At 49.8% G+C, this 24,331-nt stretch carries 17 protein-coding genes, 5 pseudogenes and 1 other annotated feature; of the genes and pseudogenes, 15 read left to right on the top strand and 7 right to left on the bottom strand.

Features of this window, described 5'->3' with window-relative positions; all coding sequences use genetic code 11:
* Window positions 1–18 precede the first annotated feature (18 nt).
* The 4 genes from IPG31_08250 (at window position 19) to IPG31_08235 (ending at window position 4,944) form a co-directional block, all read left to right on the top strand.
* Window positions 19–2,247, top strand: a complete 2,229-nt coding sequence (locus IPG31_08250) for a UvrD-helicase domain-containing protein (GenBank protein MBK6618337.1) — start codon at window positions 19–21, stop codon at window positions 2,245–2,247.
* Window positions 2,248–2,321: 74 nt separating this feature from the next.
* Window positions 2,322–3,447 (top strand): peptide chain release factor 2 gene (gene prfB, locus IPG31_08245; protein ID MBK6618336.1). Its coding sequence is split into 2 segments (ribosomal slippage): window positions 2,322–2,402 and window positions 2,404–3,447, totalling 1,125 coding nucleotides; the frame shifts between segments, so codons are not numbered across the junction.
* 48 nt (window positions 3,448–3,495) lie between these two features.
* Window positions 3,496–3,867, top strand: a complete 372-nt coding sequence (gene erpA, locus IPG31_08240) for an iron-sulfur cluster insertion protein ErpA (GenBank protein ID MBK6618335.1) — start codon at window positions 3,496–3,498, stop codon at window positions 3,865–3,867.
* A 297-nt stretch (window positions 3,868–4,164) separates the two neighbouring features.
* On the top strand, window positions 4,165–4,944 hold the full coding sequence (locus IPG31_08235; protein ID MBK6618334.1) for a TolC family protein: 780 nt from the start codon (window positions 4,165–4,167) through the stop codon (window positions 4,942–4,944).
* Between the two features lie 36 nt (window positions 4,945–4,980).
* Here IPG31_08235 and IPG31_08230 read toward each other — a convergent pair.
* A protein-coding gene (locus IPG31_08230) for an IS3 family transposase (GenBank protein MBK6618333.1) occupies window positions 4,981–6,200 on the bottom strand; the annotation gives its coding sequence in 2 pieces (ribosomal slippage) (window positions 4,981–5,915 and window positions 5,915–6,200; 1,221 coding nt in all).
* Window positions 5,806–5,922, bottom strand: a sequence feature (AL1L pseudoknot). Its footprint overlaps the gene before it by 117 nt.
* A gap of 56 nt (window positions 6,201–6,256) precedes the next feature.
* Here IPG31_08230 and IPG31_08225 point away from each other — a divergent pair.
* Window positions 6,257–6,799 carry a TolC family protein gene (locus tag IPG31_08225; protein MBK6618332.1) on the top strand — a complete coding sequence of 181 codons (543 nt, stop codon included), beginning with the start codon at window positions 6,257–6,259 and terminating at the stop codon, window positions 6,797–6,799.
* On the top strand, window positions 6,786–8,033 hold the full coding sequence (locus tag IPG31_08220; protein MBK6618331.1) for a DUF1611 domain-containing protein: 1,248 nt from the start codon (window positions 6,786–6,788) through the stop codon (window positions 8,031–8,033). The genes IPG31_08225 and IPG31_08220 overlap by 14 nt, the downstream gene beginning before the upstream one ends.
* Before the next feature lie 270 nt (window positions 8,034–8,303).
* Here the strand turns inward: IPG31_08220 and IPG31_08215 are convergent.
* From IPG31_08215 to IPG31_08205, 3 genes and pseudogenes are all read right to left on the bottom strand, one after another.
* Window positions 8,304–9,040: pseudogene (locus IPG31_08215) on the bottom strand (ATP-binding protein).
* Window positions 9,019–10,497, bottom strand: coding sequence for an IS21 family transposase (locus tag IPG31_08210; protein MBK6618330.1), 1,479 nt, complete (start codon window positions 10,495–10,497; stop codon window positions 9,019–9,021). The pseudogene IPG31_08215 and the gene IPG31_08210 overlap by 22 nt, the downstream one beginning before the upstream one ends.
* 135 nt (window positions 10,498–10,632) lie before the next feature.
* Window positions 10,633–10,851 (bottom strand): hypothetical protein, encoded by a 219-nt coding sequence (locus IPG31_08205; protein ID MBK6618329.1) that lies wholly within the window; start codon window positions 10,849–10,851, stop codon window positions 10,633–10,635.
* Between IPG31_08205 and IPG31_08200 the strand changes: the two genes are divergently transcribed.
* The 6 genes from IPG31_08200 (at window position 10,843) to IPG31_08175 (ending at window position 18,473) form a co-directional block, all read left to right on the top strand.
* Window positions 10,843–11,289: a hypothetical protein gene (locus IPG31_08200; protein ID MBK6618328.1), complete on the top strand. Its 447-nt coding sequence runs from the start codon at window positions 10,843–10,845 to the stop codon at window positions 11,287–11,289. The two genes, IPG31_08205 and IPG31_08200, sit on opposite strands and share 9 nt — an antisense overlap.
* Window positions 11,290–11,299: 10 nt before the next feature.
* On the top strand, window positions 11,300–12,511 hold the full coding sequence (locus IPG31_08195) for an HlyD family secretion protein (GenBank protein MBK6618327.1): 1,212 nt from the start codon (window positions 11,300–11,302) through the stop codon (window positions 12,509–12,511).
* A 3-nt stretch (window positions 12,512–12,514) separates the two neighbouring features.
* Window positions 12,515–14,458, top strand: a complete 1,944-nt coding sequence (locus IPG31_08190) for a hypothetical protein (GenBank protein MBK6618326.1) — start codon at window positions 12,515–12,517, stop codon at window positions 14,456–14,458.
* An 84-nt stretch (window positions 14,459–14,542) separates the two neighbouring features.
* Complete coding sequence (locus IPG31_08185; GenBank protein MBK6618325.1) at window positions 14,543–16,078, top strand: lamin tail domain-containing protein; 1,536 nt, start codon at window positions 14,543–14,545, stop codon at window positions 16,076–16,078.
* 84 nt (window positions 16,079–16,162) lie between these two features.
* Window positions 16,163–17,161 (top strand): IS5 family transposase, encoded by a 999-nt coding sequence (locus tag IPG31_08180; GenBank protein ID MBK6618324.1) that lies wholly within the window; start codon window positions 16,163–16,165, stop codon window positions 17,159–17,161.
* Window positions 17,162–17,414: 253 nt separating this feature from the next.
* Window positions 17,415–18,473 (top strand): CapA family protein, encoded by a 1,059-nt coding sequence (locus tag IPG31_08175; GenBank protein ID MBK6618323.1) that lies wholly within the window; start codon window positions 17,415–17,417, stop codon window positions 18,471–18,473.
* 50 nt (window positions 18,474–18,523) lie between these two features.
* On the opposite strand, the gene IPG31_08170 is transcribed toward IPG31_08175, so the two are convergent.
* Window positions 18,524–20,041, bottom strand: a complete 1,518-nt coding sequence (locus tag IPG31_08170) for a hypothetical protein (GenBank protein ID MBK6618322.1) — start codon at window positions 20,039–20,041, stop codon at window positions 18,524–18,526.
* Between the two features lie 318 nt (window positions 20,042–20,359).
* Between IPG31_08170 and IPG31_08165 the strand changes: the two genes are divergently transcribed.
* Window positions 20,360–20,671: a hypothetical protein gene (locus IPG31_08165; GenBank protein ID MBK6618321.1), complete on the top strand. Its 312-nt coding sequence runs from the start codon at window positions 20,360–20,362 to the stop codon at window positions 20,669–20,671.
* Here the strand turns inward: IPG31_08165 and IPG31_08160 are convergent.
* Both IPG31_08160 and IPG31_08155 read right to left on the bottom strand, forming a co-directional pair.
* Window positions 20,652–21,551 (bottom strand): annotated as a pseudogene (locus IPG31_08160) (IS66 family transposase). The gene IPG31_08165 and the pseudogene IPG31_08160 overlap by 20 nt on opposite strands.
* A gap of 35 nt (window positions 21,552–21,586) precedes the next feature.
* Window positions 21,587–21,919: pseudogene (locus IPG31_08155) on the bottom strand (transposase).
* 146 nt (window positions 21,920–22,065) lie between these two features.
* Between IPG31_08155 and IPG31_08150 the strand changes: the two are divergent.
* A pseudogene (locus IPG31_08150) lies at window positions 22,066–23,544 on the top strand (IS21 family transposase).
* Window positions 23,523–24,259 (top strand): annotated as a pseudogene (locus IPG31_08145) (ATP-binding protein). Before IPG31_08150 ends, IPG31_08145 begins: the two co-directional pseudogenes overlap by 22 nt.
* Window positions 24,260–24,331: the final 72 nt, after the last annotated feature.

Here is a 24,331-nt window from a genome sequence, read left to right as displayed (position 1 = left end):
ACTTATCCGCCCGCATCTATGAGCTCCATTCTTTCCGGGTTAAATCCCGAGCAGCTTGAAGCAGTTACCTGGCCACATCAGTCTGCACTGGTGCTGGCAGGTGCTGGCAGCGGTAAAACTCGAGTATTAACTACTCGCGTTGCTTATCTGTTGCAGTCAAATCTGGCACATCCGCACAATATTCTGGCGGTAACGTTTACCAATAAAGCGGCACGCGAGATGCTGACGCGTATATCCGCAATGTTGACTGTCCCTCCACAGAATATGTGGGTGGGCACGTTTCACGGCCTGTGTAACCGTATGTTGCGTTCACACTATCAGGAAGCTGGTTTGCCACAGGGGTTCCAGATTCTGGATATAACCGATCAGCAGGCAGTCATCAAACGACTGCTCAAGGCCCATTCTCTGGATGAGAAGGCGTATCCACCCAGATTAATACAGTGGTTTATCAATCATGCTAAGGAAGAAGGGTTGCGTGCAAGTCAGGTCGTACCAAAAGATAGTCAGGAACACAAACTAACTGAGTGCTATCAACTGTATGAAACAATCTGCCTGCGCGATGGCTGGGTTGATTTTTCGGAATTATTGTTACGCTGTTATGAATTGCTGACGCGTAACCCGATACTGTGTGACCACTATCGTGATCGCTTCAGTCATATTCTGGTTGATGAGTTTCAGGACACCAACCGATTGCAGTATCAATGGCTGAAGCTGTTGTCTGGCAATGGATCAGGGGAGCACAATGTAATCTTTGCGGTCGGTGACGATGATCAGAGTATCTACGCGTTTCGGGGAGCGTATGCCGGTAATATGCAGGCGTTGGAAAAGGATTTTGCCATATCCAAAGTCATCAAACTGGAACAGAATTATCGTTCGCAAGGCAATATACTGGAAGCAGCGAATGCGGTTATTCAGCACAATACCGGACGTTTGGGTAAAAATCTGTGGACGGCTGCAGGAGAAGGTGAGCCGGTTCGGGCTTATCATGCTTTTACGGATCGTGACGAGAGCGCATTTATTGTTGATGAAATAAAAGCTTTGCATGCCGAAGGGCTGGCCTTATCGAATATTGCCCTGCTTTACCGCTCTAATGCTCAATCACGGATGCTCGAGCATCAACTATTCAATACGGGGATTTCATATCGCGTTTATGGAGGCATGCGATTTTTTGATCGTCAGGAAATCAGGCACATGCTTGCTTATTTACGGATGATCGTCAGCCCGGAAGACGATTATGCCTTTATGCGTATCGTTAATTTTCCGACACGCGGAATAGGCGCGCGCACATTGGAGCAATTGCAGGATCAAGCGAGGGTGGCCAATACCAGTTTATGGCAAATGGCATGTCAGCAACATAAAGAAGGTGTGGGTGCTGTTCGTGGAAAAAATCAGTTACCTGGTAGGGGAATGAGCGGATTTGTCGATCTGATTTTATCCATGCGTGAGGCCTCTATATCATTACCATTACCCGAGATAGTGTCGCTGATCGAGCGCCGAAGTGGGTTGAATGCCCACTATCAGTCTGAAAGGGAAGGTGGTGAACGACTGGAGAACCTGAAGGAATTGATCAACGCTGCTACCAGCTTTGTACATGAGTCAGAGGATGACAGTCTGCCAGCTTTTCTTGCACATGCTTCGCTGGAGGGAGGGGAACATCAGGCAGGCGATCAGCAGGATGCGGTACAGTTGATGACGGTGCATGCCGCCAAAGGACTGGAATTTCCAGCGGTATTCATCTGTGGCCTGGAAGAGGGGCTGTTTCCACACGAAAATAGCCGCAAGGAAGAGGGAGGATTGGAAGAGGAACGGCGCTTGATGTACGTGGCGATCACGCGTGCTCAGCAACGATTGTATCTCACGTATGCACAAAGCCGCATGTTACACGGGCAGATACACAGAAATATTCCGTCGCGTTTTGTGACAGAAATTCCAGGGAATCTGCTTAAAAAGTTATGCCCAGATAGAGAATCTATTCCCTCCGAGTTTTCAGGTGGGTATACGAAGGGGGCAGGTTCAATAGCGTCCAGCAAAAAGCGGACTGCCAATCAATTTTCCTCTGCTTTACAAGAACAGCCGTTTGGGTTGCAAATTGGCCAGCGAGTATCACACCAAAAATTTGGTCACGGTACCATCATCAACTGCGAAGGCAGCGGTGAAGACTTGCGAGTCCAGGTGCACTTTAGCCTGCTGGGCACCAAATGGCTTTCGATGGCTTACGCCAATCTGACTTCACTAGAAGAACATTGATGTTTTTCGGCTGAGTATTTGTTGTCAAGGTTGCTTGATATAAGCAAACACACTAATCAAATGATCAAACCAATATGGAAACAGAAAAAATAAATGCATTGAAATCGCAGTTGCAGGATCTTAGGCAGAGAAGCAATATTTTACGGGGGTATCTTTGACTTCGAAGTCAAACAGGTACGATTGAGTGAACTGGAAAGGCTGGTTGAGGATCCCTTGATCTGGAATGAGCCCGCGCGTGCGCAGGAAATCGGTCGAGAGAAGAAGTCGCTGGAAACCATCGTTTATACCTTTCAATTTGCGGATACTCAACTGCGAGACGCGCAAGAGCTTCTCCAGATTGCTCAGGAAGAAGAAGATGAGGCGGCCGTTCAGAGTATTGCCAAGGATGTTGCCTCGCTGGAAACCAGTCTGGCCGCGATGGAGTTTCGTCGCATGTTCTCGGATCCGATGGATCCCAATAACTGCTTCCTGGATATTCAGTCGGGTTCAGGTGGAACTGAAGCGCAAGACTGGGCAGCGATGCTGGAGCGCATGTATTTACGCTATTGTGAACGGCGTGGATTTGCGGTGGAAGTACTGGAAGAATCACCAGGAGAGATTGCCGGTATCAAAAGCGCAACCATTAAAATCAGTGGAGAATATGCTTATGGATATCTGCGAACAGAGACCGGTGTGCACCGGCTAGTGCGAAAATCACCATTTGATTCCGGTAATCGGCGTCATACCTCATTTGCCAGCGTTTTTGTTTATCCTGAGGTTGATGACAGTATCGAAATTGATATCAATCCTGCAGATTTACGGGTAGATACGTTTCGGGCTTCAGGAGCGGGGGGGCAGCATATCAACAAAACTGACTCAGCTGTCAGAATTACGCACGCCCCATCGGGTATCGTAGTACAGTGCCAGAGCGGACGTTCGCAACATCGTAATCGGGCTGATGCGATGGATATGCTCAGATCCCGTCTATATGAAGCAGAGCTGAGAAAGCGTAATGAAACCAGGCAAGCCGTGGAAGACTCCAAAACTGACATTGCCTGGGGTCACCAAATTCGTTCTTATGTACTGGATCAATCGCGTATCAAAGATTTGCGAACCAATGTCGAAGTGGGAAATACCCAGGCGGTGCTGGATGGGGATCTGGAAGTATTCATCGAAGCGAGCCTGAAGCAGGGCGTACAGGGTGAAAGTGAAGCAGAGTAAATCGTTTGCTTAATGTAAGTTAATTCTAGTCAGGCGAGGACAAATAAAATGAATCAAGAATCAACAGATCCTGAAATAGTAAGTGGAGTAAAGCCCATGCTGGTTTTTACTGATAGTGCGGCCAGTAAGGTTAAGGAATTGATTAATGAAGAGAACAATCAGGCATTGAATTTACGTGTATTTGTTAGTGGTGGTGGCTGTTCTGGTTTTCAGTACGGCTTTACGTTCGATGAAACTATTAATGAAGATGATCTCGTGATGGAAAATCAAGGCGTAAAGTTATTGGTGGATTCGATGAGTTTCCAGTATTTAATCAGCGCGGAAATTGATTATCAAGAGAATGCCCAAGGCTCACAGTTTGTCATCAAGAATCCCTCCGCAGCATCCACCTGTGGCTGTGGCTCATCGTTTTCGGTGTAAAAGGTGTGTAAATGGATAATCGCCCTGTGTTAAGCCGGTGTCTCAGTATTTTTTGTTCTCGCTTGGTTTTGTTTAAAATGCTGCATTCTTAAATACACCCCCCCTAATCCTGTCACCATCACTGCATTGTTGTGACAGATGATTCTGTAGCTACCCAGCGGATATTAAACCACCAACTTTCACAAGCCGTATATGCATATTCATACAAAAATGTAAGAAACAGTCTACTGTGATTTTAATTTGCTTTTAATGTTGTTGCTAACGCGAGCCCAATTTCAGCAATCATTCCGATTATTCATGAAAAATTTAAGCTATCAGATAATCATTCTTATAATCGGTATTTTCATACATGCGCCCTTGGGCGCGGAGAGTCTTATTACCATTTATCGTGAAGCGCTGGAGCATGATGCGGAATATAAAATCGCCCGGCACACTTACACTGCCAGTCAGGAACGATTGACTCAGGGCAGGGCCGGATTGCTTCCAAGCATTGATTTCACGGGCAGAGCACGAAACGTGTATCTTGATACCGACCGACTTGATAGTGATATTCTCATCAGAAATCGTGGCATAGTCGTTACTGCGGTTCAGCCATTGTTCCGCATTGAAAATATCATTATCTACCAGCAGTCAAAAAATGAAGTCGCACAAGGAGCCGCACAATTTGTCCTGGCTGCACAGGATTTGATTTTGCGGATCACCCAGGCGTATTTCGATATGCTGACCGCGCAGGCCAATGTTGGTGTGCTGGAATCCCAGACAAAAGCATTTGAACGGCAGCTTGAGCAAATGAAATATAACCTTGAATCCGGTCTTGGCACCATAGTAGATATGGATGAAGCCGAATCCCGCTACGATTTGGCTATCTCCCAGGAAATAGCTGCAAGGAACATGCTGGAGATCAGCAGGCACAACTTGCAGCGTATTATTAATCGTTTTCCAGAGATGCGACCTGATATCAATATAGATAAAATTATCTCTGGTCCGCTTGCGCTGCCTCAGGGAACCATGGATGAGTGGGTTTCTTTGGCCGAGCAAAAAAATATCGCATTAAGGGTGCAGCAATTCGCATACTGAATCGCCCCGGTTTTTCCGGAGACTATTTACCTTGAGTCAAACCGCAACGGCTGACTCTCTTGGTTGGCGATAATAGGCCATTTCAAATTCTGCCGGCGGAATATTTCCAATCGGCTCCAACAATCGGCGATTATTGAACCAATCTACCCATTCCAAGGTTGCAAACTCAACATCGTCGATATTGCGCCAGGGGCCGCGGTGCCGTATGACCTCGGTCTTGTATAATCCGTTAATTGTTTCGGCGAGTGCATTGTCATAAGAATCACCAACACTACCAACAGAAGCATCAATATTGGCTTGTATCAAGCGTTCCGTATAGCGAATCGACAAGTATTGACTACCGTGGTCGCTATGATGGACTAATCCCTTAATTTCGCGCCGTGCGCACAATGCCTGTTCCAATGCGTCGAGCACCAGATCGGTATGTAATGACCGGCTGACTCGCCAACCAACAATATACCGGGCAAAAACATCGGTAATAAAAGCTACATAAACAAATCCCATCCACGTTGCAACAAAGGTAATATCCGCTACCCACAATTGATTGGGCCGGGTCGCCACAAATTGTCGGTTAACCTTATCTGTTGGGCAGGCAAGTAAGTTATCTGCAATCGTTGTCCGGCACTTTTTACCACGCCTGGCGCCTTGTATCCCAAGTGTCTTCATCAATCGCTCGACGGTGCAACGCGCAGCGCTAATGCCTTCTCGCAACAATTGCCGCCATACTTTACGAACACCGTAAACCCGGAAGTTACTTTCCCAAACCTGCTGTATTTCGAGTGCCAGCTTCGTGTCCCGCCTGACGCGACCGGGCAATCGATCCGGATCTCTCTCCCGCCTTTTGTGCTCATAATAAGTCGACGGGGCAATCTGTATTTGCTTACAGATCGGCTCGACCCCATATTCCACCTTATTTCTATCAACAAATAACATCATCATTTCGGTCGGCGGTCGAGCTCCGCCTGGGCAAAATAAGCGGATGCCTTCCGTAATATCTCGTTAGCCCGCTTTAATTCACGATTCTCCCGTTCCAATTCCTTGAGCCGCTCACGATCCGATGTCGACAACCCGCCTCGAATTCCTCGATCCGTCTCCGCTCTTCTTACCCATGCTCGCAATGTTTCCGCTGTGCAGCCAATCTTCGATGCGATCGATTTGATCGATGACCATTGCGATTCATGCTCTTTTTGCTGCTCGAATACCAACCTTACTGCTCGCTCCCGGACTTCCGGTGAATAACTAATTTGATTTTTCATATACTCCTCCTCTCAAATCATTTTATCTCCGGAAAACCCGGGGCGATTCATACGATATTGCCAGGCAGGAAGCAACCCGAGCCAAATCAGCCCATTATCCGACACTGGATCTGGTTGGACAGTACAACAATCAGATAGATAACCCGTTTGTTGTCAGCGCCCGTGGCCTGGATTTTGAATCAAAAACTATCGGCATTGAACTCCGAATACCTATTTTCCATGGGTTTTCAACGCAATCCAAGGCAAGAGAAAAATTTGCCAACCGCAACAAAGCGCAAGAAGAGGTGGAAAACAGTAGACGTCTGATTGCGTTACAGGTGCGGCAACATTATTTGAATCTCACTAACGGCGTCGCTCAGGTTGGTGCGCTTAGAAGAGCACTCAAGTCGAGTCAAAGCCGATTGGATTCCACCATTCTTGGACAGGAGGCCGGCATTAGAACAGAAATTGATGTTTTGAACGCGCAACAGCAGTATTACTCAGCTCGCAGAGATCTGGTTGTCGCCTATTACGATTATCTGATGGCACGATTACGGTTAAAGGCGGATGTGGCCGAGCTCGATGAGTCTCTCCTGGAGGAAATCAATGTATTACTCTAACGATATAGTACGTATTCAAAACGCTTCCTGGGCATTTACCACCCGCCGTGTTTCCCGGGATGCCGTAAAAGCGCTGCTTCCGCCTGAAGGCACGCCATGCCCAGGTGATCTTGTGCTGGCATCCGTCGATTATCTGGGCCAACATCCCGGCCTTCAACTGCCCAGCGGCAGACGCAAGCAGCTTTTTCCGGGTGATGAGATCGTCGTTGCGTATGGGAATCGCTATGCATCCAATCAGTTCGAGTCAGTAGTACCTGAAACGCTCGGGCCTTGTCATCTGGTGGCAGGCGGTGGCATTGCCTCGCGTGCCGTATCCTGGCATGTCAACATGAAGAAAGGCCCAACACATATCACCCCCATAGATTTGCTGGGGGATGCCGATAACAGACGTATCAATCTACGCGACCATGCCCTTTCTCCGATCAGCACACTCGATACCCCCGTGCCTGTCACAATCGCTGTTGTTGGAACAGGCATGGATTCCGGAAAAACGCAGAGCTGCGCTTACCTTGTTCGTGGATTACTTGCCGCCGGGCTTCGCGTTGGGTATGCAAAAATTACCGGAACAGGTGCCGGTGGCGATTTTTGGCTGCTCAAGGACGCTGGCGCTTCGCCGGTGCTCGATTTTACCGACGCAGGCATGGCCACCACCTATATGATCTCATTGGAGCAACTCGACTCATTGCTTATGACATTAATGGGACATATTGCACGAGAGAATGTGGATGCCATGGTGCTCGAAATCGCAGACGGCGTATTTCAGCAGGAAACATCGGCATTACTACAATCGCCGGTGTTTGCTTCGCTCGTGTCGGGTATTCTGATGGCTTCTCAGGATTCAATGGGGGCCAGTGCAGGCGTCAACTTTCTAAGAAAACATGCAAAACCACCGGTAGTAGCTATCAGCGGCATTATTTCAGCCGCCCCGCTACAGATTCGTGAAACTGTTACAGCGCTCCATTTGCCTGTTTATGATCGGGAAGGACTAGCTACCCCCGAAAATGCGATGAAAATTCTTGCGGATGCACAGCATTCGCAGGTTCGCGAGACCGCTGCGGCACGCCATATACCCGTTTATGATCGAGGCGAGTTGGCCATCACACCGGAGCGTGCGATGAATATTCCTGCTGCCGGAGCGCAGCCCCACATTGAAACAAAAAAAACCCCAGGGTTTCTGCCTAAACTCAGACAGATACTGCAACAATCTAATCATTCAAAAAAAGATGGTCAGTAAACAGATTCATCCGAAATGGTCGTTACCCTGCGGACAATTGTTGCGCAGATCGTTGAGGACCGATCCACTGTCTGAATACCTGGTCTATTTACCGACTACCGGCACCGCAGATACGACCGTCCTGGTTTCAGTTCATGGCATATCACGGAACAGCTGGATTAAACAGGCCGAAGTGCTCGTACCCACATGCGAGCGCCACCGCTATCTCGCGTCAATTATCTTGGCCGCTTTGACGACAATTATGATGGCCGGTTGAGTTTATTAGCTACTTCATGATTTTTTCTGGTTTTTCCTCCTATAACTTTCACTGTCGATTTCGATGATGGTTGCGTGATGGATGATCCGGTCGATGGCGGCAACAGTCATCATGGTGTCAGGGAAGATTTGATCCCACTGGCTAAAAGGCTGGTTTGAAGTAATGATGAGACTTCCGCTTTCATAGCGATGGGCAATGAAGTCAAACAATACCTGTGTTTCGAATCGGTCTTTTTGACATAGCCGATATCATCAACGATCAGTACACGGTATTTATCCAGCCGCGTCATGGCGGACATCAAGTCCAGTTCTTTCCTGGCTTGCTGCAGGAGTTGAACCAGTGCGGTAGCTGATATCCATTTGACGCGAATGCCTTGTTCAATCAAATGCAACCCCAATGCTGCCGCCACATGTGATTTGCCGACACCGGATGGGCCGATCAGCAACACATTGTCTGCCTGGCTCGCCCAGTAGGTATTGTCGCGCAGCGTAATGATTTTTTTCTGAGCGGCTTGAGGCAGTTCGGTCAGCGCCAGAGTGGCAAAGCTTTTGCCGCGCGGCAGTCTGGCTTCATGCGTCCAGTTGCTGATTCTGCTTTGGAAGCGCTGGGCGACTTCCTGTTCGCACAGGGCGGCGAGATATTGGCTGTAGCTCCAGGCGTGTTCTGCGGCTTGATCCTGGAAGTGCCGGTAATGCTGGCCAAAGGCAGGGAGTCTGAGTTCCTTGAGCATCAGTGGGAGCGATTCAGACATGAGCTGCCTCCTTGTGTTGCCCAGTTTCCGCTGAGGAGTTGATCGTAGGTATCCGCAGTGTGTTGTTTAATTGGGATGTCCGGCTGCGGCGCATGCTGCCGCAGAAATCGCTTTTGCAGTGTTTGCAGTTCAGGTAGCGGATGTTGTTGCAACAATTCAGCGGCCAACTGGCTCTCGCAATCATAGTCGTAGGCAAAACGCAGCACCGATACCATCCATTTGCAAGCGAGTCCGGGATCAAATTGTTGTTGTACCCGCGCCCACAGCTGGTGATACTGTGGCGTTGGCAACAGATCATCCCGCAGCCGGGAAAAGCGAAAGGCTTGTGGCTTTGCCGCCAATGCATGAATCACATGACGGTAATCGATGCGCCGGGCGCGTCCTTCCGGCGTTTTCGGATACGCGCGCGGTAATGTAATGACCGGTGTTTGGCCGACAAAGCATTCCAGACGATCGTGATAGAGATGAACCCGGATGTTCTCGCCAATGAGTCTGGATGGCACACTGTAGAGCCCCCGTTTTACCGCTATGGTGCTACTGGTGGTCACTTTGACGGTCAGTTCACTGAAGTCCATGAAGCGGTAGCGTGGCAGTGGCTGGAGATGCGATTGCTCTTCCGCCAATCGCCCCCTGCAGCGCAGATTGAGCTTATCGACGATCCGTTCAAGAAAACGGCGGTAGGCAACCACACTGTCGAAATCCGCCGATCCCCGCAGTTTGATCGCCTGCTCAATCCGGTGTTTGAGCGAACCATGGGCATTTTCTACGGCGCCATTTTCATGACTGACGCCCAGGTTATTGACCGTAGGCTTCATGCCGTAGTGTTGACACAGCGCCGCATAAGATTGCGTGAGTTCTTGTTTTTGGCTCGCATTGACGTATGCGGCACTCAGGCTGTCGGTGCGATGTTCCCTGGGCACGCCGCCCAGTTTATGCAAGGCGGTCTGCAATCCATCGGCCAATGCACTATAACTTTCCCCGCCCCGGATGATATGAACCGCGCGCCAATGACTATAAGCCAGACAAAACTGATACAGCAGGTGATCAAATGGTTTGCCTGCAATCGTAATTGCCGTGCGCGGCCAGGTAAAATCGGACAACCCCTGGTGCCCGGCAGGTACCGACTGGCAAAACATGACCGCCTTACCGGGACCTTGCGTTGCCCGCCAGTGTTTTACACGGCGCTGCAAGCTTCTGAGCAATTTCTCCGGGTATTGGCCGGGATATCGATCATCCAGGTACTCCCAAAGCGTAGTCCCGGTCAGTTCAGGTTCCCCGTGCAGCAATGGAACCAATTCAGTCTCCCAAACCAGCTCAAAAGGATCCTGGCGCGTGCGCCATTGCCGTTGCGACTTCTCCACCCGCACACCCTTCTCAATCCTGCGGCCACTGCGGATACTTACCCCCGCTTTCGCAGCCGCTGTCCCCTGACCATGCCCTATCTGACGATTCTTCATATAAATAGCTTCCTGTTGATGAGTGATATGTTTTCCAGGCAAGTTCTTTCTCCTTATATAGAAAAGAACTCATACTGATACTTTCACTCAACCGGTCAAGATAATTGTCGCCTGACCGGACAGGTTAATTGTCGTCTAATACACCGCGTTACGCTGCTGGCACCCAGTTTCAGCGATCAGCAATACGCTGATTACCAGCGCCTGGGTCGTATAGGCCGGGGACAGCGCGCCGATCTGTTCCTGCACCGTTGCCTGGCGGAGCTGAATATGATGACCGGTGTTGATACCACCCATATCCGATTGTTTGGCCATTCCGGTGGCACTCAGTTTGTGCACCGCTATCTGATGGCTCATCCGCACCGTGTTGATAGCGCCGTTGTCAGCGCCGCAGGCTGGTATACGTTTCCCGATCCAACACAGAAGTTCCCATATGGTATTCGCTCCGCCTCCAGCCTGCCTGGATTGTCCTTTAACCCGGAGAGTTACTTGAAAGTGCCCGTAATGGTGTTAGTCGGCACTGAAGATACGGAGCAGTCTGAGGATTTGTTCAGCAGCGAACGTATTAATAAACAACAAGGTATAACGCGTATTGAGCGGGCGCGTAATTGGGTTGCGGCCATGCAGGCGCAAGCCAGGGCGCATGGAATGCAATCGCTGGTTAGTCTTGTGGAGCTGGCCGGTATCAGTCATTCTCTGGCTGATCTTTCCAGAGAAATCCCGCACATTGAAGGCATGATTCATTACAGCCGGTTTCTCAACTCTCATGACGCTTCAATTAACACACTGAATTAGCGCAGAATTTATGAAAAATTCCAAGAGTATACGCAATAAGAATGTTTCAAACGCTGAAATTCCCTTAAGTACCCCGGATTCCACCCACACTTATTTATCGGCAGAGAGAGACATAGACACCGGGATGGTGCCCCGTCTGTTTTACAGACGCCGAATCCTGAGACTCATTGCCGTTGGCATATTGCTCGCATTAGTCGTATTTACATGGAGCTGGCTGCGATATCAGTCACAACATGTGTTGTCAAGCAATGCTGTAGTAAGAAGCCAAATCACCGAAGTTGGTACGCGCTTCAACGGCATGCTGGCGGCGATCGAAGTCAGTGAAGGTGAGCGGGTGCAGGCCGGACAGGTGCTGGCGCGTCTGGCAAATCAGCATATCAACGCGGAAATTCTGCAGATACAGGCGCAAATCGACGCACTCGAACGTGAAGCCATATTGGAACAATCCGCCATCGAACACGAGCGCCTGAGACGGAAAACACAGCTCCAGGAAGCCAATGCCCGGGTCGCAGCAGCGCATGCCGAGTCGGCAGCAGCGAAAAGCCGTGCTGATGAAGCATATGCTTTCTACAAAGCACGGCAGGGGCTACTTGAAAAGCAATTGATTCCGCGTGACACGATGCGCCAGGCCGAAGCAGATCATCGGACAGCATCTGCACTGGCAAACGTAGTTCAAGCAAACAAGGTAGTCGCAGAATCAGGGAAACAAAATGCGCTGCTTGATCTTGACAGTCTGAATCTTCGTGTGCAGCGCCTTGGAGTGCTTGACGCCAATTTGCGTGCTGCCAGAGCGCAGTTGGAGCGCGCGCAAGCTGATTTGGATGGAACATTCATTCGCGCTCCGGATAATGGAACTATTATTCGCCGACTAATCCAAACGGGCGGGTCGATAAGGGTTGGAATGCCCGTGATACTAATGTCTATTGGTGATGATATCTGGATTGAAGCCTGGATCGATGAAGATCAGATACATCACGTTAAAATCGGCAATCCGGCAGTCGTGACATTGCCATCGTATCCTGGCCAGGAATTTGACGGTGTGGTTGATGCCATTGGTGTGGCAACCGATTTCGAACAACCGGTTGATGCCGTTCCTCAGCCACGCGCCACGCGAATGAAGGGTGCTCCTGTAATCAGCGTACGGGTACGATTGGATTCGCCCCCGGTGTCTCTGCTTCCTGGACTTTCGGCGACTGTCGCAATTCTCGAGAAGGATCATTAAGTCATGAGCGAGCCGCTCTTCTCTCTTCCCAGATTAGGCGCCTATAAAGCGCCGCCTCGCAATCAGCGCCAGCCGCTGTTTACATGGAAATCGAAGGGATACCTTGGAAGAGCCGCACTAGCATCTATTGCCTTCTTGGCTTCATTGGCGCTGTTGATGATTATGTCCCGCATTTTTGCAATGCCGGGGATGCCGATAGCCGATTGGCCGTTACTCGATAAAATGGTTCGGTTGGGCGTTCTGCTGAATAATACGCTAACCTTAACGTGGGTGCCGGTAGCAGACCGTGATGTTGTAATTTACTTACTGATGCTACCGATCGCGGCGCTGCTGATTTCGATTACCAGGCTGACGCTTGGGTTGCGTATGCTCGGATACCGGTCGGTTCTGATCGCGGTTGGTTTCAACGAAATCGGTGTGATGCCAAGTCTCATTGTAATCGTTGTCGTAGTTGGAATTATCATAATTATGCGGCCAACAATACGCCGGGCCAGATTGCCGTTGTATGCGCGTGTTTCCATGGCTCTTGGAATTACCGCGTGTGTTTTAATCTCTGCATTGTTCATGGGTGCCATGTTGCGCTCGGAGTTAATATGGAGTCTGGCTTTCTTCCCGGTTATTATTCTGGCCATGATGGCGGAATCTGTTGCCGCAACGCTGGAGCGGGAAAATTTGATGTCGGCTTTCTGGCGGCTGACCTGGACGATAGTTGTTGCGCTGACCCTGTTTATACTGATAAAGAGCCCTGCGGTATTGGACATACTGCTGCGTTTTCCGGAATTAATGCTGCTCCAGCTGCTTGGTATCGTGCTGGTATCAGAATATCTTGATCTCCGCTTGTTTCAGGACTGGCAAAATACCTATATAGGCGAGGTCATCATCAGTACGCTGTACAAAACACCCGAAGAAATGCAGCGAAAACCACGCGTGGCGGTAATTCGAAACCGCTCGTTCGCAGGGACAATCGGACGTCTTGGACCCGCTGCATCGGATACAACTCAATCCAATTCTGTACAACACCTGATTGATGCCCTACGTGACGAGGGTTACAACGTTAAAGTTGTCGAAGGTGACCGGGTTCTTTTGCGTGAATTACGAAACTTTCTGGTTCCTCATCCGCGCAGTGGCATGCCGGGCGGCGTGGCGCTCAACTTGAGCACCGGGATTCAAGGCTATGGCCGTCATATTCATGTCCCGGCCATGCTTGAAATGGCTGGTGTGGCGTATACCGGCCCGGATCCCATGAGCCATGCCCGGCTACAGGATCAATACGCGTTGTTCACTCTTCTGCGACAAGCGGGCGTGTCTGTTCCGGAAGTTCGCCTGCTGGATGAATCAGATTTATCGCCGCACAATTTGGTTTTTCCGTTGCGTGTTTTCCCGCGCAGCGATCCAGACGCAGCTATTACAGTCAAAACAATCAGTAGCCTTGGTGAAGCAATTGCGCATATCCGTTTGAGTTACCATCAGGAAATTCTGATACAAAGTAAAATTTCAGGTACGGAATTCCGGGTAGCGATTTTTGGTAATACACATCTGGAATACTTGCCCATCCTGAAGATTGATGCCGCCAGCCGAAAACGTGAATGTCCGGCACCTATCGATAATAGCTTGGCAGACCGAATTCGGGAGTGCGCTCGTCTTGCTTATCGCGTCGCGGGGTGCAGAGATTATGCGCGTATTGATCTTTGCCTCGGCAACAATGGAGACCTTATGGTTTCAGGCGTACAGACACAAGCAATCTTTGCGCGTAAAGGTTCACTGGCTATCATGATGCAAGCCGCAGATTTAAGCTGGAGTGATTTGTTGCGTCATATCGTTGAATTAGCAGCAGCCCGCACAGGTGCTGAATTGGCCACAAAATTTCAACCTGACGCCAGCATGCAAAGTACAGCTGTTACCACCAACTGCATCGATAGTGCGCCAGATCCAGTCAAAGCAAGTTAAATGCCGGTGTTGCTCCCATATTTCGCGCTACCTGATCGATGGCCTGGTTTGTTTCTGCTATTGATCAGTATGCTCGTGTGCCCCTTGACTTTCGCTAATACCCATAGCGTAGACAATGCAACCTGCAACCGCATCACTGGCCCGGCAGGCGTGACGGCTGCGCGTTGGCCCGATCCGAAACACGCGCAAACAGCACTGATCAATTCCGGACTTAAAAAAACCAGATTTGTTACGCGCGATGGTCACTCCCTGAATGTTTATATTTACCGGCCAAGCAGTTTCGATTCCGTACACGGACCGATATGGTTTGTGATGCATGGCATCAAACGAAATGCCGACTACTATGCCCAAGTCGCCGCCCCAGTGGCTGAACGGCATCAAGCGTTGATCATAGCAATTGAATTCTCCCGCCGATATTACCCTGACAGTGAAGATTACACGCTGGGCATCACAAAGCATGGGCGCACAGGCGTCCAGGCAAAACGTGAAGGACGCTATCTTAAGCCGGAGGCTTTTCTGTACCAGGAAATTGAGCGCGTTTTTGAAGCAGTCCGGCTGGCGCTTGGCGGCGATCAGCAGGGTTATTACCTGTTTGGACACAGTGCGGGCGCTCAGTTTACGCATCGGATGCTGACATTCATTCCCTGCGCACGTGTGCTTGGCGCCGTGGCTGCGAACGCGGGCTGGTATACCTTGCCCGTCGCAGACAATCGAAAAAAATTCGGCATGCCTTACAGTTTGCACGGCAGTCCAACTGAAAGCGTTAATCCAGATGCACTTCTTTCATCGCCACTCATGTTGCTGCTGGGTACGAACGATACCAAAGGTCCTGGTCAGGATCGGAATGTGCGCAACACGCCAGCCGCCATGGCGCAGGGCAGTCACAGACTCGCCCGTGGCCAGCATTATTTTGAAACCGGACAATCCCTTGCTCGTAAGCTGCACACATCTTTTGCATGGCAATTGTTCCTGGCTCCTGGCGCAGAACATGATGTTCAGCAGGTTATCGCTTCCGCTGGTTATCTGTTGTTCGCTCCAAAAACAGAACCAGCATGCTTATCAAGTACAGCAAATGAATCAGGTGGGATCGTTTTTAACGAAATCATGGCAGAGTCGCCTGCGGGCGCTATGGGTGACGCTAACCGCGATGGCGTTTTCCATGCAAAAGATGAACAGTTCATTGAGATAGTAAACACAGGCAATACGCCAGTCTGTCTGACTGGGTGGACACTTGAAGACGCTAACCAGCAGGCGGTACACCTTTTTCCATTAGGTCGTGAATTAGCATCTGGTAAAGCATTGGTTGTATTCGGCGGCGGTATACCGACCGGCGAATTCGGCGGCACGATCATTCAGCGCTCAACCGCAACCAATGGATTTCGTCTTAATCCGATCGGCGGCACCCTGACTTTGCGCGATACTGGAGGCAAGCTGGTCAGACAATTCTCCTGGGGTGATTGCGGCAGTAAAGTTTGCAGCACGGATCACTGGCGTGACCATCTCCGGTTAAAAAGCTCTATAGTCCGCTGGCCTGATGCTGATAATCAATGGCGTATACACACCCAGGTTACAAGCAAAGCCATGTCTCCGGGATTTAAAAGCAATGGTGATTCCTGGTAATTATATGTATCGCATTTAAGGAACCTCTGATCAATAACCGATCACCGATATAATTCTGCATCAAACTTTTTCGAGAAGCTATTCATGAAACCTTACCAACAGATGAGTTTTGCTGATGCCGAATACGCCAATAAGGGCAAAGTCACGCGCCGCGAGAAGTTTCTCGATCAACTTGACGGGTTATTGCCTTGGCAGGCTATGATTGATGTTATTGAGCCACACTATGCGCCAGGCAATGGGCGTGGCCGCAAACCATTTGCCCTGGAATTGATGCTGCGCGCGCATGTTGCGCAAATTATCTACAACTATTCCGATCCGGGCATGGAAGATGCGCTGTATGAGATTGAATCACTGCGCCGTTTTTGCGGCATTCGTCTGGAAGCCGTACCGGATGAAAGCACTATTTTGCAATTTCGGCATTTACTGGAAAAACACGGGTTAATGGATCAGATCTTCCAAGTCATCAACCAAACACTGAGTGAGCGTGGGCTGTTCTTGAAAGCCGGCACCATCGTCGATGCCAGCCTGATTGCCGCGCCGACTTCAACCAAAAATAAAAGCCGGTCGCGTGATCCAGAAATGCATTCCAGCAAAAAGGGCAATCAATGGTTTTTCGGCAGCAAGTTTCATATCGGCGTCGATCATGAAACCGGGTTGGTGCATACGCTCAAAGTAACCTCGGGGCATGTCAGCGACGTTGCCGAAGCCGCCGCCCTGCTGCATGGCGAGGAACAGTTTGTCCATGGCGATGCCGGATATCAGGGGCTGGATAAACGCCCGGAGATGCTGGTGGAAAACCCTCCGGCCTGCGTGATCGCGATGCGTCCGGGCAAACTGGCCAGGCTCACGAAAGACGATTCCGGGGCGGCTCAACTACTGCGCGGTGCCGCCCGTGAGCTGGCGAAACGCCGCGCCAAAGTCGAACACGTGTTTCGGGATATCAAAATCCGCTTTGGGTATGCTAAAAATCGCTATCGCGGCCTGGCCAAAAATGCGGCCCGTTTGACCTTCCTGACAGCCATTGCCAACGTCATCCGTGGTGATGCTTATGAACGTCGATGTCTTGTTGCGTCTGAAATTTGAAAACAAGCCAGTAAATGAGCTTGTTTCCAGAGAGGAACGGCTGTTTTCATAAAAATCAGCGTCACTATTTGAAGTAGTGGTCAGTTTTTGAGTGACTGCCGTTCAGAATGTTTGTTTTTCAGAGGTTCCTTAACGCTACGAAACAATACCGTTATTCTACGAAAAGACCAGGCAACAGATTAAAAAACTGGATTTTAATAGACAATATTTATTTCTCAACACATTCTAAAATACTTACATTCGGAATATTCTGATGACTGAATACCTCATTACTTTCGTGGGCGATACAAGCTTTGGCGAGAATTATCAGGCTCAACTTGATGGTGAGCATCTCATTGAATCAAAAGGGCGTGCCTATTCCCTGCAAGGTGTATCGCCCCTATTGATAGAATCCAATCTGGTAATAGTCAATCTTGAAACGCCACTGACTTCACAAAAACATTCTCCGCTTGAGGGAAGCAAGAAATATATTCATTGGTCGGATCCGATTGAGTCCCCCAAAGTGCTTCAGCAGCATAATATCAAGGCTGTCTCGCTCGCCAATAATCATGCGCTTGACTTCGGGGCAGAAGCTTTACCTGAAACATTAAACAGCCTGAAAGAAAACAAAATCGAATGGTTTGGCGCGGGCGCTACGGCTGCGGATGCCCGGCGTCCGTACCAAAAAAAAATTGTTTTTGGAGACAAGATTGTACCACTCGTGATTATCGGTGCTTTCGAGTACCGTCCCATCTATAAGAACCAGTATAATTTTTATGCTAAAAAATCTTTGGCGGGTGTAAATCGGCTGGGTGTCAAGCGTATCAGCGATCAGATTACCCAGCTGAAAAACAAGGCACCGGAATCATTTGTAATTGTTTATCCACACTGGGGAACAAATTATAAATGGCAAACCTCGGAACAAACACGCATAGCACGAGCCCTGACAGACGCTGGCGCTGATCTTATTATTGGCCACGGTGCCCATATGCTTGGTGGCATAGAGCGTATGGGTGTCACATGGACATTGTATAGCTTGGGAAATTTTGTATTTAATTCTCATGGAGGTTACGGTAAACACAATGCGCCCCCTTATAGCCTGATTGCTTGCCTCAGCTTACAAGCAAAAGCCGGGGTCATTTCAAGTTTGCTCAAACTCTATCCGATACTTACTGATAATCAAAGAACGGCATATCAATCTCGTCCGGTAAACGAGGCAGAAATTACTGAAGTTGCCGAACTTCTGCAGCATCACAGCCCATCGGTTCCAAACGAGATATTTAAATGGAAACACGATTATTTTGGTTACTACTTCGAATTACTCATGGGATAAATAAATCCCGACTCCCCATGCGCTGGCCAAGGTGCATGGGGAAACTCAACTTATTCAACCTTGAAGTAGAGGCGAGTGTTATATTGTCCCTCACCATACAGTCCTCGCGCTTTCACCTTCCATAAGTATTTTCTGCCAGCGCTTAAGGCGATGCCCGGAGTCGTCTGGCATATTGCACTGCTTCCGCAAACAGAAGTGGCTGGCATCCAATCTGTATAATAAACCGTTTGTTTTTTTATACGATCCCAAACCGATACTCGGTATTCCGAAGCATCTGGAATGCCTGGGTCGCCTTGCGTAGGATTCCAGACAAAAGTTGGATTCCTGGAAACTACAATATCTGAAGCAGGAGACAGGGGCTCCACATCGATTGCCCCCTTCATTACGCTGGAGTTGAGAGTGAAGTCAACCGGATCTGACCATACGCTCCATCCATTATCGTTTCCCGCCCATACACTCCAGTAATGACGGCCATCCGAGTTGCTCATGCGTGGAGTAATTTCACATACGCCATCCGCGCAGATCTCCGCCGCACTATACTGCTTATACAGCAATACATTTTCGCTTTGCCCCATAAAAGCAAAACCACTTCCTTTAGGGGACAATCCGACCATTAGCGCATAATGCGATGCTTGTGGATTTTGCGTCCATGTGAATTTTGGAGAATACGTTGTCAATACCGCTCCATTCTCAGGAGATACTGGCGTGGGATGATCGAACATCTCCCAAAACTCTTCACGAAATCCGGCAACTGTTGGCGAAGTCTGAGTAAGCGCCAAAGCATCATTGGCATCGCAAGGAAGTATAGCAGTCACGCCATTCTGGCAGCTGGTATTGGTGCCAACCGCTATTCCTGTAGGCACCCCGTTATAATCAATATCCGGATTGCTAAAGAACGGGATTCGTGGACACTTTATTCCCTGATCTAGGCATTCTTGCTCATAAGCCATAATCGTGCGCCACCCTTCATCCCTATTGATATGTCCTCGCGCATAAGGATAGGGAACTTTCTTCTTGGCGGAAACGTACCAATCATGGTGAGCGCCCATAGCGTGCGCAATTTCATGAGAAAAAGCGGTGCCATCCAGCACCTGCGAATCCACCACTGCGAATGGCGCATACTCGGATAAACTCGGATCGTTTCGGTATAAAACGTTCGCATCGCCCCTGGTCCATCCCTCCCAAACACCAACAGCATCGACGATAAGAATGACTAAATCTGCGCCGTTCTCATCTCTCAATGCGTGAATCTCATCTACAATCCCATCAGTTTTGGATTGAATGGCCAGCAGCGCCACATCAGAATCCGGAAAGTCGGTCTCATGAAAATTAATGGAACTTGAGTAAACCAGGCGCAACCGGGTATTGATACCGCTATTTCTAAATACTGTGTTGGTATTAATAATGGCATGCACAATATTTTCTTCGTTAATCACCCTCCCTGCTGATGGCGAATGGAGTGCCATGACATCGATAGTTTCGCCAGCACTCACGGTTCCCCATCCGCAGGAAAGAATAAAGGATAATACGCACATAATTTTTTTTACTTTCATATCAAAATGCTCCATGAAGTACGATTTACTAATAAAAATATTTTTGAAAGCTAAAAGGGTGTGCTGCAGATGTCTCGACGGCAACAAAATTGAGGCGTGATTTATTAAGAATCATCAAAAAATTAACTTACTTAATTCTTTGAATTTTCAAAATTATTTTGTACTATGAAGACATGTAGAACACTTGAATTAAGCGTGACAGTTAGATTTACGGCATGAAGACGATCATATTTAATTTGGGCTAATTATTAGAAACCCGAGGATTTGGTAGGTGGGCATGGTCTGCTTAAGCCATTCACCAGGAAACTGGTTGAGCGCGCATGGGAAGCTGAGATGGCTGAACACCTTGGTCATGACCGCAACGGGCCGGTTACCAATCCTGCCGGCAACAGAAGTGGGCTAGCAAATTTTGACAGTCGGATAAGTGCTAATCTTGCTGAATCTAAAGCAGTGAAGTTTGCGGCAAAAAAGAGCAAGCGTATGAGAGGGAATCACGCAGCGGGATTCAAAGCCAAGGTGGCAATATCTGAAATCAAGGGTGATACGACCCTAGCTGAGTTAGTTAAACAATTTGATGTGCATCCAAACCAGATTTCGGAATTCAGTAACCGTCCAGCGCCCCCACCTATCTTTCCTGCTGTTTAAGTGATTGAATGAATGCTGGTGTAAGCGGCAGCAATTCATCGATGCGGTTATTGGGCCAGGTGGGTAGTCTGGCGGGTGTGTCTGCAAGCCATGCGGCGGGATCGAGTTTGTTGAGTTGCGCGGTACCGAACAAGGTTTGAATGGCAGCGGCGCGTTGACCGGCACGTTCCGATCCGGTGAATAGCCAATTCTTTTTGCCGATTGCGATCGGGCGGATGGTGTTCTCCACCGGGTTGTTGTCGATCGGAAGAGAGCCGGTTTGTGCGTAGCGGATGAGACCTGGCCAGCGTCTGAGGGTATAGTCGAGTGCTTTGGCGGAGCCGCCGCCATTTGCGGTCTGGCTACGGGTTTGCATCAGCCAGTCATGCAATGCATGCAGTGCGGGCAGGCTTCTGTCTGCCCGCAGTTGCAGACGATCTTCGATGCTCAGGTCTTTGCCTTCTGCTTCGATTGCGTATAAGACGCTGATGCGCTGTATCGCTGCCAATGCCATCGTGCTGGCATTGGCCTGGTGCAGGTCGAAGAATTTGCGTCGCGCATGCGCCCAGCAGGCCAATTCGACGCAAGGCGATGTGGCTGTGGAAAAAAGTGCTTTATACCCAGCATAGTCATCGACCATCAGGTGTCCTTGCCAATTTTGCAGAAAGTGCCGCGCATGCTGACCGCTACGGCCAGCTTGATAGTCGAAGACGATGATACGCGGCCCGGGTTCAAGGTCATTGCTGCGGTAGGCCCACAGGTAAGCTTTACGGGTTTTGCCACGACCGGGTTCCAATTGTGCAACTGGTGTCAACACAACTGGTGTTTCATCGGCATGCAGCGTGTTGCCCTGCAGTAGATGCCAGGTTAGGCGATCGACCAATGGTTGCAGGGCTACGCCGTGAATCGCCCCGAGTTCTGTGGAGGCTATTTGGTTTAAGTAACACTGGCAGAATCCGAGTTGGCTAACTGCCGATAGTATTGTGCCTCAGCTTCTGCTGGAGGTATATAGCCGATAGGTCCCAGCAAACGCTGATGATTGAACCAGAACACCCAGTTCAACGTCGCCAATTCAACGGATTCCCTGTTTTTCCAAGGCCCTTGCTTATGAATCAATTCAGTCTTGTAAAGCCCGTTGATCGTTTCGGCCAGTGCGTTGTCGTAGCTATCTCCTTTACTGCCAACCGACGGCTCTATTCCAGCCTCGGCAAGTCGCTCCGTATAACGGATAGAGACATACTGGGAGCCCTTGTCGCTGTGGTGAATCAAAGCACTATTAGACGACAATTAACCTGTCCGGTCTGACGACAATTATCTTGACCGGTTGAGTGAAAGTATCAGTATGAGTTCTTTTCTATATAAGGAGAAAGAACTTGCCTGGAAAACATATCACTCATCAACAGGAAGCTATTTATATGAAGAATCGTCAGATAGGGCATGGTCAGGAGACAGCGGCTGCGAAAGCGGGGGTAAGTATCCGCAGTGGCCGCAGGATTGAGAAGGGTGTGCGGGTGGAGAAGTCGCAACGGCAATGGCGCACGCGCCAGGATCCTTTTGAGCTGGTTTGGGAGACCGAATTGATTCCATTGCTGCACAGGGAACCTGAACTGACCGGGACTACGCTTTGGGAGTACCTGGATGATCGATATCCCGGCCAATACCCGGAGAAATTGCTCAGAAGCTTGCAGCGCCGTGTAAAACACTGGCGGGCAACGCAAGGTCCCGGTAAGGCGGTCATGTTTTGCCAGTCGGTACCTGCCGGGCACCAGGGGTTGTCCGATTTTACCTGGCCGCGTACGGCAATTACGATTGCAGGCAAACCATTTGATCACCTGCTGTATCAGTTTCGTCTGGCTTATAGTCATTGGCGTGCTGTTCATATCATCCGGGGCGGGGAAAGTTATAGTGCGTTGGCCGATGGATTGCAGACCGCCTTGCATAAACTGGGCGGCGTGCCCAGGGAACATCGCACCGACAGCCTGAGTGCCGCATACGTCAATGCGAGCCAAAAACAAGAACTCACGCAATCTTATGCGGCGCTGTGTCAACACTATGGCATGAAGCCTACGGTCAATAACCTGGGCGTCAGCCATGAAAATGGCGCCGTAGAAAATGCCCATGGTTCGCTCAAACACCGGATTGAGCAGGCGATCAAACTGCGGGGATCTGCGGATTTCGAAAGTGTGGGCGCCTACCGCCGTTTTCTTGAACGGATCGTCGATAAGCTCAATCTGCGCTGCAGGGGGCGATTGGCGGAAGAGCAATCGCATCTCCAGCCACTGCCACGCTACCGCTTCATGGACTTCAGTGAACTGACCGTCAAAGTGACCACCAGTAGCACCATAGCGGTCAAACGGGGACTCTACAGTGTGCCATCCAGACTCATTGGCGAGAACATCCGGGTTCATCTCTATCACGATCGTCTGGAATGCTTTGTCGGCCAAACACCGGTCATTACCTTACCGCGCGCGTATCCGAAAGCGCCAGAAGGACGCGCCCGGCGCATCGATTACCGTCATGTGATTCATGCATTGGCGGCAAAGCCACAAGCCTTTCGCTTTTCCCGGCTGCGGGATGATCTGTTGCCAACGCCACAGTATCACCAGCTGTGGGCGCGGGTACAACAACAATTTGATCCCGGACTCGCTTGCAAATGGATGGTATCGGTGCTGCGTTTTGCCTACGACTATGATTGCGAGAGCCAGTTGGCCGCTGAATTGTTGCAACAACATCCGCTACCTGAACTGCAAACACTGCAAAAGTGATTTCTGCGGCAGCATGCGCCGCAGCCGGACATCCCAATTAAACAACACACTGCGGATACCTACGATCAACTCCTCAGCGGAAACTGGGCAACGCAAGGAGGCAGCTCATGTCTGAATCGCTCCCACTGATGCTCAAGGAACTCAGACTCCCTGCCTTTGGCCAGCATTACCGGCACTTCCAGGATCAAGCCGCAGAACACGCCTGGAGCTACAGCCAATATCTCGCCGCCCTGTGCGAACAGGAAGTCGCCCAGCGCTTCCAAAGCAGAATCAGCAACTGGACGCATGAAGCCAAACTGCCGCGCGGCAAAAGCTTTGCCACTCTGGCGCTGACCGAACTGCCTCAAGCCGCTCAGAAAAAAATCATCACGCTGCGCGACAATACCTACTGGGCGAGCCAGGCAGACAATGTGTTGCTGATCGGCCCATCCGGTGTCGGCAAATCACATGTGGCGGCAGCATTAGGGTTGCATTTGATTGAACAAGGCATTCGCGTCAAATGGATATCAGCTACCGCACTGGTTCAACTCCTGCAGCAAGCCAGGAAAGAACTGGACTTGATGTCCGCCATGACGCGGCTGGATAAATACCGTGTACTGATCGTTGATGATATCGGCTATGTCAAAAAGACCGATTCGAAACACAGGTATTGTTTGACTTCATTGCCCATCGCTATGAAAGCGGAAGTCTCATCATTACTTCAAACCAGCCTTTTAGCCAGTGGGATCAAATCTTCCCTGACACCATGATGACTGTTGCCGCCATCGACCGGATCATCCATCACGCAACCATCATCGAAATCGACAGTGAAAGTTATAGGAGGAAAAACCAGAAAAAATCATGAAGTAGCTAATAAACTCAACCGGCCATCATAATTGTCGTCAAAGCGGCCAAGATAATTGACGCGAGACAAAGC

This window comes from Nitrosomonas sp., from assembly GCA_016703745.1.
Lineage (GTDB): Bacteria > Pseudomonadota > Gammaproteobacteria > Burkholderiales > Nitrosomonadaceae > Nitrosomonas.
Note: the sequence above shows the minus strand (reverse complement) of the source record. Positions and strands in the feature narration are given on the sequence as shown.

Excerpts from the sequence above, each read along its gene's own strand:
- IPG31_08250 (MBK6618337.1), top strand. The coding sequence starts at position 19 with ATGAGCTCCATTCTTTCCGGGTTAAATCCCGAGCAGCTTGAAGCAGTT.
- erpA (MBK6618335.1), top strand. The coding sequence starts at position 3,496 with ATGAATCAAGAATCAACAGATCCTGAAATAGTAAGTGGAGTAAAGCCC.
- IPG31_08235 (MBK6618334.1), top strand. The coding sequence starts at position 4,165 with ATGAAAAATTTAAGCTATCAGATAATCATTCTTATAATCGGTATTTTC.
- IPG31_08220 (MBK6618331.1), top strand. The coding sequence starts at position 6,786 with ATGTATTACTCTAACGATATAGTACGTATTCAAAACGCTTCCTGGGCA.
- IPG31_08210 (MBK6618330.1), bottom strand. The coding sequence starts at position 10,497 with ATGAAGAATCGTCAGATAGGGCATGGTCAGGGGACAGCGGCTGCGAAA.
- IPG31_08200 (MBK6618328.1), top strand. The coding sequence starts at position 10,843 with ATGGCTCATCCGCACCGTGTTGATAGCGCCGTTGTCAGCGCCGCAGGC.
- IPG31_08205 (MBK6618329.1), bottom strand. The coding sequence starts at position 10,851 with ATGAGCCATCAGATAGCGGTGCACAAACTGAGTGCCACCGGAATGGCC.
- IPG31_08195 (MBK6618327.1), top strand. The coding sequence starts at position 11,300 with ATGAAAAATTCCAAGAGTATACGCAATAAGAATGTTTCAAACGCTGAA.
- IPG31_08190 (MBK6618326.1), top strand. The coding sequence starts at position 12,515 with ATGAGCGAGCCGCTCTTCTCTCTTCCCAGATTAGGCGCCTATAAAGCG.
- IPG31_08180 (MBK6618324.1), top strand. The coding sequence starts at position 16,163 with ATGAAACCTTACCAACAGATGAGTTTTGCTGATGCCGAATACGCCAAT.
- IPG31_08175 (MBK6618323.1), top strand. The coding sequence starts at position 17,415 with ATGACTGAATACCTCATTACTTTCGTGGGCGATACAAGCTTTGGCGAG.
- IPG31_08170 (MBK6618322.1), bottom strand. The coding sequence starts at position 20,041 with ATGGAGCATTTTGATATGAAAGTAAAAAAAATTATGTGCGTATTATCC.
- IPG31_08165 (MBK6618321.1), top strand. The coding sequence starts at position 20,360 with ATGGCTGAACACCTTGGTCATGACCGCAACGGGCCGGTTACCAATCCT.